This window comes from Bartonella elizabethae F9251 = ATCC 49927 (assembly GCF_000518165.1).
GTDB lineage: Bacteria > Pseudomonadota > Alphaproteobacteria > Rhizobiales > Rhizobiaceae > Bartonella > Bartonella elizabethae.
Window position 1 is genome coordinate 1 of sequence record NZ_JADB01000005.1, and the last position, 15,022, is coordinate 15,022.

General features: G+C 37.3%; 11 protein-coding genes and 1 pseudogene. 6 read left to right on the forward strand and 6 right to left on the reverse strand.

Annotated elements, in window-relative coordinates; translation table 11 throughout:
• The 6 genes and pseudogenes from T429_RS0105730 to T429_RS0105765 all read left to right on the forward strand — a co-directional run.
• A partial coding sequence (locus T429_RS0105730; protein WP_026500899.1) for a YqaJ viral recombinase family protein occupies positions 1 to 311 on the forward strand: 311 nt, incomplete at its 5' end.
• 69 nt (positions 312 to 380) lie between these two features.
• Positions 381 to 845: a DUF488 domain-containing protein gene (locus T429_RS0105735; RefSeq protein WP_005773348.1), complete on the forward strand. Its 465-nt coding sequence runs from the start codon at positions 381 to 383 to the stop codon at positions 843 to 845.
• 130 nt (positions 846 to 975) lie between these two features.
• Entirely contained in the window at positions 976 to 1,194 is a 219-nt protein-coding gene (locus T429_RS0105740; protein WP_005773347.1) for a hypothetical protein, read from the forward strand.
• 6 nt (positions 1,195 to 1,200) lie between these two features.
• A pseudogene (locus tag T429_RS0105750) lies at positions 1,201 to 2,230 on the forward strand (tyrosine-type recombinase/integrase).
• Positions 2,231 to 3,072: 842 nt separating this feature from the next.
• Complete coding sequence (locus T429_RS0105760; protein ID WP_005773343.1) at positions 3,073 to 4,287, forward strand: NADP-dependent isocitrate dehydrogenase; 1,215 nt, start codon at positions 3,073 to 3,075, stop codon at positions 4,285 to 4,287.
• A gap of 116 nt (positions 4,288 to 4,403) precedes the next feature.
• On the forward strand, positions 4,404 to 5,834 hold the full coding sequence (locus tag T429_RS0105765; RefSeq protein WP_005773342.1) for an MFS transporter: 1,431 nt from the start codon (positions 4,404 to 4,406) through the stop codon (positions 5,832 to 5,834).
• Positions 5,835 to 5,877: 43 nt separating this feature from the next.
• Here the strand turns inward: T429_RS0105765 and T429_RS0105770 are convergent, their stop codons facing one another.
• The 6 genes from T429_RS0105770 to gyrA all read right to left on the reverse strand — a co-directional run bounded on the left by T429_RS0105770 (position 5,878) and on the right by gyrA (position 14,966).
• Positions 5,878 to 7,077 carry an MFS transporter gene (locus tag T429_RS0105770; RefSeq protein WP_005773341.1) on the reverse strand — a complete coding sequence of 400 codons (1,200 nt, stop codon included), beginning with the start codon at positions 7,075 to 7,077 and terminating at the stop codon, positions 5,878 to 5,880.
• An 871-nt stretch (positions 7,078 to 7,948) separates the two neighbouring features.
• Positions 7,949 to 9,067, reverse strand: a complete 1,119-nt coding sequence (tgt, locus tag T429_RS0105775; RefSeq protein WP_005773340.1) for a tRNA guanosine(34) transglycosylase Tgt — start codon at positions 9,065 to 9,067, stop codon at positions 7,949 to 7,951.
• A 1,463-nt stretch (positions 9,068 to 10,530) separates the two neighbouring features.
• Positions 10,531 to 11,043: a peptidylprolyl isomerase gene (locus T429_RS0105790; RefSeq protein WP_005773339.1), complete on the reverse strand. Its 513-nt coding sequence runs from the start codon at positions 11,041 to 11,043 to the stop codon at positions 10,531 to 10,533.
• 17 nt (positions 11,044 to 11,060) lie between these two features.
• Positions 11,061 to 11,654 (reverse strand): peptidylprolyl isomerase, encoded by a 594-nt coding sequence (locus T429_RS0105795; protein WP_026500901.1) that lies wholly within the window; start codon positions 11,652 to 11,654, stop codon positions 11,061 to 11,063.
• A 12-nt stretch (positions 11,655 to 11,666) separates the two neighbouring features.
• Positions 11,667 to 12,164, reverse strand: a complete 498-nt coding sequence (gene coaD, locus T429_RS0105800; RefSeq protein ID WP_005773337.1) for a pantetheine-phosphate adenylyltransferase — start codon at positions 12,162 to 12,164, stop codon at positions 11,667 to 11,669.
• 24 nt (positions 12,165 to 12,188) lie between these two features.
• Entirely contained in the window at positions 12,189 to 14,966 is a 2,778-nt protein-coding gene (gene gyrA / locus T429_RS0105805) for a DNA gyrase subunit A (protein ID WP_005773336.1), read from the reverse strand.
• Positions 14,967 to 15,022: the final 56 nt, after the last annotated feature.

Consider the following 15,022-nt stretch of genomic DNA (forward strand, 5'->3'; position numbering starts at 1 on the left):
TGATTGATGAAGATGGTCTAATCGAAATCAAATGCCCTAGATCAACTAATCATATGCGTTTCATTATCGATAACGAAATCAAACCTGAATATCTTGCACAAATGCAATTCCAAACGGCTTGTACAGAGCGCAAATGGTGTGATTTTATCAGTTATGACCCACGTTTTACGGGCGATTCATCTCTCTTTCGTATGAAAATCAAACGCATCCACCGTGATGAAAAGAAAATTGAAGAGATTAATCAAGCGGTTGAAAGCTTTTTAGCAGAAATAGAACGAGAGATACAAAGAATCTCAACTAAAGCCGCCTGAACTTTTGGGGGGCTTTGTTCTAGGTTCCAGCATATTTTCTAGCCCCCCACCCATATAAGGAAATTAAACATGTGTAATACCAAAGATGAGAAGCCTTGTTTTTTTACCATTGGTTATGAAGGAAAATCATTAGACCATTATCTGAATTGTCTTATAGAAAATAATATCAAAGTTTTGTGTGATGTTCGTAAAAATCCAATAAGTAGAAAACATGGTTTTTCAAAAAGACAATTAGAGAAAGCTGTAAGCAACATTGGCATTGAATATATACACTTGCCTGAACTTGGAATCGCCTCTGAAAAAAGACGCAATCTGAAAACACGAGAAGATTATGAACATCTTTTTAAAAATTACCAAAATACAACTCTTAGGGATAATCTTCATGCAATAGAAAAATTATACCAGCTTTTTTTAGATAAAAAATATGTTGCAATTACTTGCTTTGAATCTGATGTGTGCATGTGTCATCGGGGAGAAATTACGAAGGCTCTTACACAACTAACAAATTGGAAATATGAAATTAAACACATCTAATAAATAACTTACAACTTTAAAAAATGAAGGTGTTCTATAACACCTCTATCTCCACCCTTTCCTAACAATTTTTAATCAATTCGTGATTCACGACACGAGTGAATTGCATCTTAAATGTAAGGAGAAAAGAATGGCGCCTCGTCCTGCTACCATAACTCAACCAGCCATTGCGCGTGCTTTAAGAGAAGCAAAAAAACAAGGGTGTGAACTCATAGAAATAAAGCCCACCGGTGAACTTCTTATCTATCTTAAATCCAATATCCCAATACCAAACTCAACAACACACCCAGACAAAATCTTAGATTTGTCAAAGAATGAATATTACGAAGAAAAGCTCTCTAAGATGTAAAATACCATGCCTAAACCACGCCCACCTCATCTTGTTAAAGAAATTACACGTCATGGTAGAATTATATGGTATGTACGCATTGGTCATGGACCACGTCGTAGAGTGCATGGAACCTATGGAACACAAGAGTTTGTTGATAACTACAAAAGAGCACTTGCCGAATTACAAGGGCTTATACTTCCTAAATCCAAAACCGGCAGACTTACTGAAGGTTCATTCGCATGGTTGCTTAAACAATATTTTAATAGTGTCAATTGGCATAGCCTCGCTAAAGCTACAAAAAGAACTCATCCTTATGAAGGTATGCGATACAATAGGAAACATTCCATACCAAGCAATTGAAAAGAAACATATCATAGCCGGTGTGGAACGGCGTAAAGATACACCAGCAACAGCTAGGAATTTTTTGAAAGCACTTAATGGACTTTTTAATTGGGCGATTGAACAAGGTCTTTTGGAAAATAATCCAACTGTAGGTGTTAAGAGACCTCCTCTAAAAAACAAAGATGGCTTTCCTGCTTGGACAGAAGAAGATGTTGAGAAATATTATCACAAATGGCATCATGGTACGCATGAACGCGTATGGATTGATGTCCTCTTATATACGGGCTTACGTCGTGGTGATGCGGTTCGCATTGGCTGGAAAGACGTTAAAGATAATATCATTCATCTCAAAACAGAGAAAAGCAAATTCCAAACAGATGTTTTTCTGCCTATTTTACCAGAACTAGCCAAAACACCTGAAGCTGGTCCTATTGGTGATAAAACATTCATCTGTAGTAAAATTAATCAAAAGTTCACAAAAGAAAGCTTTGGAAATACATTTCGAGACGCTTGTAATGCGGCTGGAATTAAAAAATCAGCACACGGTTTGAGAAAATTAGCGGCAACACGCGCAGCTAACTCTGGTGCAACTGTCTCACAACTCAAAGCAATTTTTGGCTGGACAGAAGACCAAATGGCATCTCTTTATACCAAGAGCGCAGATCGTAAAAGGCTAGCTCTTGAAGCTATAAAAAAGCTCCAAAAAAGTTAGGGATAGAAGCAAAAAAACATAATAGAATCAAGACTCAACTATTCCCTTACTATTACAGTAAAATATTGATTTTATTTATGTTCTGCTTGCCCCTTGGGCGTACCATTACTTCCTTTTTCATATATAAGAATTTGATTTTATTTATCTTTTTAAACGTGGACAATCATAAATGAAAGTGAACGGATAGTTTTTAAAAGAAGTTTTTTCATAAAAAAGGTGCAGGGGTCATCATGTGATTCATTTTTTGTTTCTTTTCAGGAAAAACGCTCTCATGTAGACCTCGGTAGCTATAAATCAATAAAATATAAGTTAAAGAGAGAGCTTTACCTCGTGGTAAAGTAATTTTTTTATAAGCTACATTCATGTGTATGCTGTTAATTTTTAAATAAAAACCAACCAAATCCTTTATGCATTCCTTTTAACTTTCAAAACTGAAATTGACCACCAAAAACCCATTTTAGCTGAATTACAGGGACTTTGATATCACATTACATTTTTCTATAAACATTTCTATAAACAAACGGGCTGTAACTTTAGAATCAAATGGCGATATAAAAATAGATGTTTAGCAAGCAAAGGAACAATTCAAGAAAACATAATTTAAAAATACGGGCAACTTACTTTATTGATTAAACAGACTTTTTATCCGTTATACGATGGTGATAAGTTTGCAAATACATGACTTCTTTTCAAAGAATTAAACTCTTCAATAAAAGTTTACACTCTATTGATCATATATTCTAACACCCATATTTACATGCCCTTTTTCCCTTGTTTTTACTTTTCATTATAAACCTGAAGATGCTATAAAGTAATCTCACTTAAAAGAAAAAGGACTTCTAATGGCAAAGATCAAAGTAGAAAACCCCGTTGTTGAACTCGATGGGGATGAAATGACTCGTATCATCTGGAAATATATCAAAGATAAATTAATCCATCCCTATCTCGACATTGATCTCAAATATTATGATCTTTCTGTCGAAAACCGTGATGCAACCAATGATCAGGTAACGATTGATTCTGCCAATGCTATCAAGCAATATGGGGTTGGTATAAAATGCGCAACCATCACACCTGATGAAGCACGTGTTAAAGAATTTAACCTAAAAAAAATGTGGAAATCACCCAATGGCACCATCCGCAATATTTTAGGTGGGGTCATTTTTCGCGAACCCATTATCTGTAAAAACGTCCCTCGCCTTGTTCCTAATTGGACAAAACCAATTATTATCGGACGTCACGCTTTTGGTGATCAGTATAAAGCAACAGATTTTAAATTTCCAAGTAAAGGAAAATTAAGCATTAAATTTGTCGGGGATGATAATCAAGTTATTGAGCATGAGATTTTTGATGCCCCAAGTGCAGGGGTTGCCATGGCGATGTATAACCTTGATGAATCAATTCGTGATTTTGCCCGCGCATCTTTTAATTATGGACTACAACGGAATGTTCCGGTTTATCTTTCAACAAAAAATACCATTCTAAAAAATTACGATGGTCGTTTTAAAGATATCTTTCAAGAAATATTTGATACGGAATTTAAAGATGAATTTGAAAATCGTCAATTATATTACGAACACCGTCTCATTGATGATATGGTAGCTTCAGCATTAAAATGGTCCGGTGGATACGTATGGGCATGCAAAAACTATGATGGTGATGTTCAATCTGATATTGTTGCCCAAGGCTTTGGTTCTCTTGGTCTTATGACTTCCGTTCTCATGACACCAGATGGTAAAATTGTTGAAGCAGAGGCCGCACACGGCACCGTAACACGCCATTATCGTCAACATCAAAAGAATGAAGAAACTTCAACAAATTCTATTGCATCTATTTTTGCATGGACTCGGGGACTAGCGCACCGTGCTAAACTGGATAATAACGAGAAATTAAAAAACTTTGCCACGACATTGGAAGAAGTTTGTATTAAAACCGTTGAAGAAGGTTTTATGACGAAAGATCTCGCGCTTTTGATTGGACCTAAGCAAAAATGGCTTTCTACAACAGGCTTTCTTGATAAAATTGATGAAAATCTTAAAAAAGCAATGGGCAATTAAGCAATAATTTAATTAAAATTCAAAGCTCTATTTAGAGCTTTGAATTTTTCTTGGAAAATTTAAAGAACTACCTTATAAGTAAAAAGAGAATAAACTTTTATTAAATAGCAAAAATAGTGAAAAAACAAAGCTGGTCTACGCTTTTAGTGGGTAAAAATGGTCTTTGCTTTTTAACGTTTACAGGCGGAGTTGTGCTGCACGCCACTAACGTTTATATTGTTATTACTATTTTACCCTCTCTTATGGATCATATTGGCAATGAAATATATTATTCTTGGGTGGCGACTGTCTTCATTACAGCTTCACTGGTAGGAACTTCACTTGCAACAAAAGTATTAGGAAAATTAGGCCCTCGCAATGCTTATGTTATCTCTGGGCTTATCTTTACCCTAGGGACTTTCTTGTGTAGCATTTCCTCATCTATGCCATTATTTTTAATAGGGCGCTTTATTCAAGGATTTGGTAGTGGTTCTTTGTTATCCCTATCTTATTCCATGGTCCGTATTGTTTTCAGTCCATCTTTATGGTCACACGCCTTAAGTGTTATTTCTGGAATGTGGGGAATATCAACCTTGTTAGGACCAGCAATCGGGGGACTTTCTGTATATTATGGCCTATGGCGAGCGTCCTTTTGGGTTATTGGCGTATTCGGTATATTCTTCTCACTCATCGCCTTTAAATTTTTGCCAAAAAAGAATGAAAACGATATTCCAACATCCCCTCTCCCTCTTCTCCAGCTTCTCACACTCACCTTATTGATTTTTATCATTTCTGTTGGAGGAACTATGGAATCAACAATGGCAAAAATCTGCGGGCTTGTTATCGGGATTAGTCTTCTCTTTGTTCTCGCAAAAATCGAATCATCTTCCCTTCATCCTATGTTACCCCGTAAAACTTTTTCTTTTTCTTCTGAAATTTTTCCTGTTTACGCATTGATACTTGTTATGACAACAGTCGTATATAGTATAGAACTTTATTTTCCACTTTTTCTTCAAGAGCTTCATGGGCAAGCTCCACTTATTGCTGGTTATATAGCAGCACTCATGAGCCTTGGGTGGACATGTGGTGCCCTCTCAAGTGCTGGTATCTCCGCAAGAAAAATTCGCAACATCATTGTATATTCCCCCTTATTAAAACTGTTAGGCATCACCATTCTTTTATGGCTTATTCCAACAAAAATTTCCACACTTGAATATATTTTTATTATTTGCTTAGCGCTATTTTCTATTGGGATCAGTGCGGGTATAGCGTGGCCACATTTACTCACAAGGATCTTACAATGTGCAAATGATGAAGATGCTCTGCGTGCAAGTGAATCCCTTACCTCTGTGCAACTATTTTCAGCGGCCTTAAGTGCAACTCTAGCGGGAGTCATCACCAATCTTGCGGGCCTCTTTAATCCTGGAGGAACAATAGGAATGATCTTAGCAGCAAAAACGCTTCTTATCGTGCTCATGGGGCTTTTATCTTGTTTTGCTATTCCATTAGCGTTGCGCATTTCTTACTGCATATTAAAAAATCCAACAGGAGATTCCAATAATAACTAAAAATAAATATAAAAATTCTCTCTCCACTCAAAAAAGAAAAATATTAAGAATGCTTCTCCAGAAACCATGAGACGCAAAAAACCATTAATCCGCAAAACGTTAGAAGACTCCCTAAAACAGCTGTATATTCATAACTATAGCCTAATTTTAAAACCAAGGCTCCAGCTTCTGCACCAAGAGCGTTAGCAATATTAAAAGCAGACTGCATTAATGCTCCTGCCAAAACCTGTCCCTGTATTGCAACATCCATAATTTTTGTTTGTATAGAAGGCATAGCCGCAAAAGAAGTCCCAACAAAAAAACATCCTATTGCAGCTGTTAACGGAGTATAGGATAAAAAGAAAAAAAGAAAAAAAACAAATATGCTCCAAAGCATAGAAAAAAATATCATCGGCGAAATGCCTATTTTAACAGCCAATTTAGGACCCAAGAGATTTCCACCCACCATCCCCAATCCAACTAAGGGCATGATAAAGGGTACCCACTCAAGCGAAATACCAGAAATATGCATTAACGTTGACTTAATATAAGTGAAAACAGAAAATAATCCTGATGCTCCCACCGAAACCATTGTCAAAAGAAGCCACACCTGCTTTTGCTTTAATGCACGCATTTCGCTTAAAGGGCTCGTTCTTGAGGTCCTTGAATCGCAAGGCAAAAAATTCCAAATAAGCAAACAACACAATAAAGCAATCATACCCACAAGAATGAAAGCAATCTGCCAACCAATAAGTTGACCAATCCAAGTTGCACTTGGTGCTCCTAAAACGGTTGCAATGGTTAAGCCAAGCATAACAGACCCAACAGCTTTAGAACGTTCCTTCATTTCCACCATTGAAGAGGCAACCATAGCCGCAAGTCCGAAATAAATTCCATGAGGAAGCCCACTGAGAAAGCGTAATGTAACTAATATGCTAAAATCAGAAAAAAAAGCACTCGCACTATTTGCTAAGGCATAAAAAAACATTAATCCTATCAAAACAGTTTTGCGTGAAAATTGAGCTGTCGCTAGAGCTAAAAGAGGGGCTCCAATCACAACCCCTAATGCATAAGCAGAAATATATTGACCGGCAGTAGGAATATCAACAGATGAACTTCGTGCCATCTCTGGTAGAAGTCCCATTGCAACAAACTCTGCCGTACCGATAGCAAAGCTTCCCACTGCAAGGGCTAAAATTGCTAAACGTCGTATTTTCGAATCAGTCTCCAATACAAGAATGTTTTGTTTACGAGAATCCTTCATATCATCACTTCTGGATAAGAATTTTTGCTGTAGATATCTGTAATACGGAAAAATAAAAATTCAAAACATTGTTATACGCATAGAAAATCGTCCCCAATAAAGTTTTAGAAACATTTTGATATGCAAGCATTTTATGAAATTTTAAGAAAGATTTTTGAATGAAGAAGCTTTTAAAAATTTCTCATGATAATGATCTAGATTCCTCAATTGATTAAAGAAACCTATTCTAGAGATATTCCCCGTATCTCATCTCATAGATGAAATAGTATAAGATCGTTTTTTATCTAACACACTATCTGTAAATTTGAAATATTTACATAATATATTCTGATATTTATATAATATTCTATAAATAGAAAAGATAATAAATATGATAATTTGATTAAAGATATTTATGAATATTTTATAAGAGTATAATTATATTATAAATAATAATTATATAAAAATAATAAAAACATAAAATGTAATTTTATAAATTTTAAAGATTATAATATTAATTTATTATTACTTTAATTTTCTAAGTTTTTATCTCTTCTTATGCATGTAACACATTCTTTACCTTAACCAATAAAAAACACAAAAGAACTCATAAAAATACAATTTTCATACTTCTTTAAGAGTTCGCTAACGCCTCATTAACATTGTTGTTTTAAACAGTCATCAGAAACAGAAATAAACTGTTTTTCTCCGGATCAGGTAGCGCGTACCGGAGTAACAGTTTCTGTTTTATATGATAATTGCAAAAAGAATATATGCTCCATAAAATAGCACCTTCAGACTTCAAGATAGTGCAATTTTATATTTTTAGTAAAATTTGTAAGTAAAAAAATAAATTCAATAAAAAATAAAACGCTATTAGATGAATAGTTTTTTAGCGTCCTTGTGCCCATAGAGCACGCGTTTCAGCGCAAAAATCAGCATAACAGCCCTCTTCAATGGCATCACGAATTCCTTGCATCAATTGTTGGTAATAAAAAAGATTATTCCAGGTCAACAACATCCCTCCCAGAGATTCACCAGATTTGATCAAATGATGTAAATAAGCACAACTATAATCATTTGCTGCTGGACAAAGTGACTGTGGATCAAGAGGATGGGGATCTTCTGCATAACGCGCATTGCGTAAATTAATTCTACCAAAGCGCGTAAAAGCTAAACCATGACGTCCTGCACGCGTTGGCATAACACAATCAAACATATCAATACCACGCGCAACACTTTGTAAAATATCATCAGGTGTCCCAACTCCCATAAGATAGCGCGGTTTATCCTCTGGCAAAATCGGACAAGTCGTATCCAACACTGCTGTCATAACACTCTGCGGCTCACCAACAGCAAGCCCTCCAATCGCGTAACCTTTTAAATCCATTTCTTTTAATGCTTGAGCAGAACGTTCACGTAGTTTCATATTATCCCCCCCTTGAACAATCCCAAACAATGCTTTATCTGGCTGTTCTCCAAAAGCTGTTTTACAACGTTGTGCCCACCGTAATGAAAGCTCCATAGCTTCTTCCATCTCTTTTTCAGTGGCTGGTAATGCAATACATTGATCCAACTGCATCTGGATATCGGCATCAAGAAGTCCTTGAATTTCGATAGAACGCTCTGGACTCATTTCATAGTAGGCTCCATTAATGTAAGAACGAAAAATCACACCTTGTTCGTTAATTTTACGGATGCTCGCCAATGACATAACCTGAAAACCACCAGAATCGGTTAAAATAGGTCCATTCCAGCGTGAAAATTCATGTAATCCTCCCAAACGAGCAACACGTTCAGCGCCTGGGCGTAACATTAAATGATAAGTATTCCCCAAAATAATATCCGCCCCAAGATCACGTATTTGATCCATATACATAGCCTTAATGGTTCCTGCCGTCCCAACAGGCATAAAAGCAGGTGTACGAACACACCCACGCCCAGTAATAATTTCGCCTCGACGCGCCCATCCATCTTGAGCAATTTTTCTATAATGAAATGTCTTTATCATCACTCTTATCTTCTCGATTTGATTCCATCAATGCATACTTCTATAGAAAGAAAAAAGATATCTCTCTTACAAGCATTGTCATAAATTTTATGAATTAATTTTCGATTCACTCGAACCAGTAAAAAGATAAACGAGATAAAAGAACATTTGTTGTTAGAAAAAACCATAATAAAGAAATAATCTAACTTCAGAAAATAACAAAAATATTATACCTTAAAATATCGATGCTTAACGCACCAAAGCCTTAAAATAGAACTGTGAAATTATTATCTCAATAATCTCCTCTTTACGCATTTTCATAAGCAATGTTTTTGTACGAATAGAGGAAAATTTTAATCACATTCGCTTTCAATATTTCTCACTTTGAAAGATAAGTTTTTATCTATTGGATAATAGATTGATTTATAAAAATAATTTACTTTTTTCATATTGAATGAAAGACTCTTATAGCGTCAGCTTCTCCCATTCTAAACTTATACCATATTGAATCACCCAAAATCACTTACTTACACGTTATAAACGACTAGGTCATGCGGAGTGAAGCTGTACAAAAAAAGGCTAAAAAATGCTTCTTGTGAATGCTCTCAAGCGCCAAGAGCTCCCGCAACCTCAGAAAATGGCAAAATGTGTGATGGTTCCAGCTTGTTCTTTTATTAAGCCATTAAACGTAAAGATGCTTCTACTCAATAAGTTTTATATAACTCATAGCGGCTTTATCGTTAGATTATTCACTAAATGGACTTAGATGTGCTAAGAGATGTTTTTTTAAACAAGCGCGTAAATATGTGACACAAGCATATTTCATTTAAAGTATTCCTCCATAAAAAACGAGTAAAACAAGAGTGTAAAGCCATGCATAATCTTTGTCATCTAAAAGATATTTCTTTAAATGGTTTTGAAAAAAATAAATCGGAATTAAAAAGGAGATGATAAAATAACTTTTTGTGTTCACCTTTACAACTTTATATTCTCCCCCAATTAAGTAACCTTTCTATTTTAGAGATTACAGCAATAAAAATATACACAATATGCTCGCTCTTTCACCTTGCATATGGATATGAAGCAGCCAGGCTTTTACCCGTCTCAATATATATTTTGAACATGCTGCAGCATTAGAATTAGATATTGATATAAAAACAGAAATAAAAGCATGTTCCTTTTAAGGAAAAGAACAAAACTATTAAGAGCCCAGCAATGGATTGAAGGGAAGTGCCGGCATTTTTATAAAACACTTTTCACCCCTAACACAACTGTCTTCGCATTTTTCTATCCTGATAGCTTTTTGCACAAATCCCCAGCGCCATATTCCTGAAAATAAGATTGAAGAGAATAATAGAGAATTCTTAACTCAAGAATATGAAAGGGAAGCATGATACTACAAAAGAATTTCGTACACCTTTATTGATCAGAAAAGAATATTTTCTTTTAGCCAATTTACAATTGAAACACGTGTAATATTTATACTATTTTACATCCGCAGCAATAATAGCTTTGGTAATTGCATCAGGATCGATAACAGGTTCACCACGTTTAATTTTATCAACATTTTCCATACCTTCAACGACCTTCCCCCATATGGAATATTGACGATCAAGCCACGGAGCATCTGCAAAACAAATAAAAAACTGCGAATTAGCGGAATTTGGATTCTGACTCCGTGCCATAGAAACTGTACCACGCTTATGAGAAAGATTTGAAAACTCTGCTGTTAAATTTGGTTTTTCTGAACCACCCATCCCCGCACGTGATAAATTAAATTTTTCACCATCCTTCTTTCCAAATTGCACATCACCAGTCTGCGCCATAAAACCATCAATAACACGATGGAAAATAACATTATCATAAGCACCTTCACGAACAAGTTCCTTAATACGTGCAACATGACCAGGCGCTAAATCAGCAAAAAGTTCAATAACAACTCTACCCTTCGTCGTTTCAAGAATTAAGATATTCTCTGGATTTTTATTCTCAGCCATATGAAAACTCCTTTGATTTATCTTTCAATTTGTAAAGCAGCAGCATGAATAACATCAGGATTTGTTACAGCCCCATTATTACTTGCAGTTCCTTTTTTAATTTTATCAACAATATCCATCCCCTTTATGACCTCTCCAACAATCGTATACTGACCATTCAAAAAAGGAGCATCATCAAAACAAATGAAGAATTGAGAATTCGCGGAATCTGGATCTTGTGACCGTGCCATTCCAACTGTACCGCGCTGAAACGGTTGCTTTGAAAACTCAGCCGGTATATTGGGATAATTTGACCCCCCCATACCAACGCGTTTCAGATCAAAATCTCTACTGCCTTTTTTTCCAAACTTTACATCACCAGTTTGTGCCATAAAGCCAGGAATAACGCGATGAAACACAACATTATTGTAAGCGCCCTCCTCTGTTAGTTTTTTGATTTGCGCAACGTGTTTTGGCGCCAAATCAGGACGCAAACGAATAATAACATCACCGTCTTTGAGAGATAAAACAAGCAGGCTTGCATCACTTGCTGAGCTAAAATTATTAGCAACAGCGCGCAATGAAAAAAAACAAAAAAAACATATCAAAACAGCAAAGAATCTACGAGACACCATTATTCACCCCTATAAAGACTGGAATTTCGAACGTAAAGCTTGTGCAATATTGGTCGGCACAAATGGCGTCACATCCCCTCCCATAGAGGCAATTTGACGAACCAATGTAGATGTTATCGCACGTCCAGAAACACTTGCCGGCAAAAAAACAGTTTGCAATTCAGGGGCCATAATAGCATTCATCCCTGCCATTTGCATTTCATAATCAAGATCAGTGCCATCACGCAATCCACGAATGAGAAATGAAGCACCAACTTCACGCGCCTTCTCAATGAGAAGGTTATCAAATGAAAGAACCTGCAACCGATTAGAATCTGCACCAAACAAATCTTTCCCTACCTGCAAAATCAAACCAACGCGCTCTTCAAAGCTAAAGAGTGTTTTCTTGCCCGCCTGTATACCTATAGCAACGATCACCCTATCAGCTAACACAAAACACCCTTTTAAAACATCAATATGACCGTTTGTAAGAGGATCAAAGGAACCTGCATAAAAAGCAATTTTCATGATTGTACTCCATCCTCTTCAAAATTACTTTTCTTCGCTCATATCAACTGTATCAGAATGCTTCTCACCTTCATCCTCTAATGAACGCGTATCATCTTCAGGTTCAGAAATACGCTCAACCGATACGACTCTTTCACCTTCAGCTGTATTAAAAATTGTCACCCCCTTCGTTGAACGCCCAGCCGTACGAATTCCCTCAACAGGGACGCGAATAAGCTGTCCCCCATCTGATACCAACATAATTTGATCTTGTGCTTTCACGGGGAAAGCCGCTACTAATTTACCAATTTCAGCTGTTTTAGATGGATCTGTTGCACGAATCCCTTTCCCACCACGTCCCGAAATCCGGAATTCATAGGAAGAAGAGCGTTTGCCATAACCAAATTCACTCACGGTTAAAAGCATTTGTTCACGTTCATGGAGTTCTGCATAACGCTCATCCGTTAACTCTGTCTCCATTCCTATATCTTCTTCATCCAGAGTTACAATATCCTCTGTATCAACACCATCAGCACGCCGTTCATTCATCACACGTTTAATGTAAGCAGAACGCTCAATGGACGTTGCCTCAACGTGTTCTAAGATTGTCATCGAAATGACTTTATCGCCTTGAGCCAAATTGATACCACGAACACCTACAGAATTACGCCCTACAAAAACACGAACATCTACCACTGGAAAACGGATACATTGTCCATTCGCTGTTGTGAGAACAACATCATCATGTTCCATACAGGTCTCAACAGAAAGAATTTCATCTTCTTCATCAAGTTTCATGGCAATTTTACCATTACGATTAACCTGAACGAAATCTGATAACTTATTACGACGCACAGTTCCACGTGTTGTCGCAAACATGACATCCAATGCACTCCAACTTTCTTCATCTTCTGGCAAAGGCATAATCGTTGTAATGCGTTCACCTTGTTGTAAGGGAAGCATATTGATCAAAGCCCGTCCGCGCGATTGCGGTGTCCCCAGAGGTAGTCGCCAAACTTTTTCCTTATAAACAATCCCCCGTGATGAAAAGAAAAGAACCGGAGTATGCGTATTAGCGACAAACAAACGCGTGACAAAATCCTCATCTTTCGTCGACATACCAGAACGTCCCTTACCGCCACGACGCTGTGCACGATAGGTATTAAGAGGAACACGCTTAATATAGCCACTATGGCTCACCGTTACCACCATATCCTCTGGTGCAATCAGATCTTCACTGTCCATCTCAGCGCGACCAAAACCAAATACGGTCCGTCGCGGCGTTGCAAATTCCTCACGCAGAGCACTCAACTCGTCTTTAACAATACCCATAATGCGTACACGTGATGCCAAGATATCAAGATAATCAGCAATATCCACGCCAATTTTATTCAACTCATCAGCGATTTCATCACGTCCAAGGGCTGTCAACCGTTGCAAACGCAATTCTAAAATAGCACGCGCCTGTTCTTCAGAGAGATTATAAGTACCATCCTCATGAATAATATGACGGGGATCATCAATAAGTTTAATCAAAGGCGCAACATCCATTGCCGGCCAGCGTCGCTCCATTAATTGTGTACGTGCTGTCTGTGGATCAGGAGCTTTGCGAATAAGCGCTATGATTTCATCAATATTGGCAACCGCAAGGGCAAGACCAACCAAAACATGGGCCCGCTCACGGGCTTTACGCAAAAGATATTTTGTTCGCCGACTAACAACCTCTTCCCGAAAATTAACAAATGCACGAAGCATATCAAGCAACGTCATTTGTTCGGGTTTTCCCCCGTTCAACGCAACCATATTACAACCAAAAGAAGTTTGCAGCGGCGTATAACGATATAATTGGTTTAAAACAACTTCCGCAACAACATCTTTCTTCAACTCAATAACGACACGATAGCCATCACGATCAGATTCGTCACGCAAATCAGAGATTCCCTCAATGCGTTTATCACGTACCAATTCCGCCATTTTCTCAATCATCGTTGCCTTATTAACCTGATAAGGAATCTCACTCACAATGATTGCCTGCCGACCACTGCGAATTTCTTCAATCTCAACTTTAGCACGCATAATAATTGAGCCACGCCCTGTCTCATAAGCTGAACGGACCCCAGCATGGCCCAAGATAATCCCCCCTGTAGGAAAATCTGGCCCAGGAATAATTTCAATGATTTGATCGAGTGTGATACTGGGATTATCAATCAGAGCGATACAACCATCAACAACTTCACCAAGATTATGGGGTGGGATATTGGTTGCCATTCCCACAGCAATCCCCCCTGATCCATTAACCAAAAGATTAGGGAAACGCGCTGGTAAAACAACCGGTTCACGTTCACGCCCATCATAATTATCTTGGAAATCAACAGTATCTTTATCAATGTCAGCTAAAAGCGCTTCTGAAACTTTTTCTAAACGACACTCCGTATAGCGCATTGCCGCTGGTGGATCACCATCCACGGAACCAAAATTCCCCTGACCATCAATCAATGGATTTCTCAAAGAGAAATCCTGCGCCATACGCACCAAAGCATCATAAATCGAAGCATCACCATGGGGATGGAATTTTCCCATAACCTCCCCAACAACACCAGCAGATTTACGATAGGGTTTATTAAAAACAAGCCCCATCTCATTCATAGCATGAAGGATACGTCGATGAACAGGTTTAAGACCATCACGGACATCAGGGAGTGCACGCGAAACAATGACGCTCATCGCATAATCGAGATAAGAGCGTTGCATTTCATCAATAATGCTGATTGGTTCAATACCGGTCAGCACATCACGTTCTAGCTGTGGAGTAAGATCGGTCACAATTTTAAAACTTTCAAAAAAGAATCACTTCACTTTGTTTATATCTAAAAATACAC

Coding starts and splice junctions, on each gene's coding strand:
- T429_RS0105735 (WP_005773348.1), top strand. CDS start 381: ATGTGTAATACCAAAGATGAGAAGCCTTGTTTTTTTACCATTGGTTAT.
- T429_RS0105740 (WP_005773347.1), top strand. CDS start 976: ATGGCGCCTCGTCCTGCTACCATAACTCAACCAGCCATTGCGCGTGCT.
- T429_RS0105760 (WP_005773343.1), top strand. CDS start 3,073: ATGGCAAAGATCAAAGTAGAAAACCCCGTTGTTGAACTCGATGGGGAT.
- T429_RS0105770 (WP_005773341.1), bottom strand. CDS start 7,077: ATGAAGGATTCTCGTAAACAAAACATTCTTGTATTGGAGACTGATTCG.
- tgt (WP_005773340.1), bottom strand. CDS start 9,067: ATGATAAAGACATTTCATTATAGAAAAATTGCTCAAGATGGATGGGCG.
- T429_RS0105790 (WP_005773339.1), bottom strand. CDS start 11,043: ATGGCTGAGAATAAAAATCCAGAGAATATCTTAATTCTTGAAACGACG.
- coaD (WP_005773337.1), bottom strand. CDS start 12,164: ATGAAAATTGCTTTTTATGCAGGTTCCTTTGATCCTCTTACAAACGGT.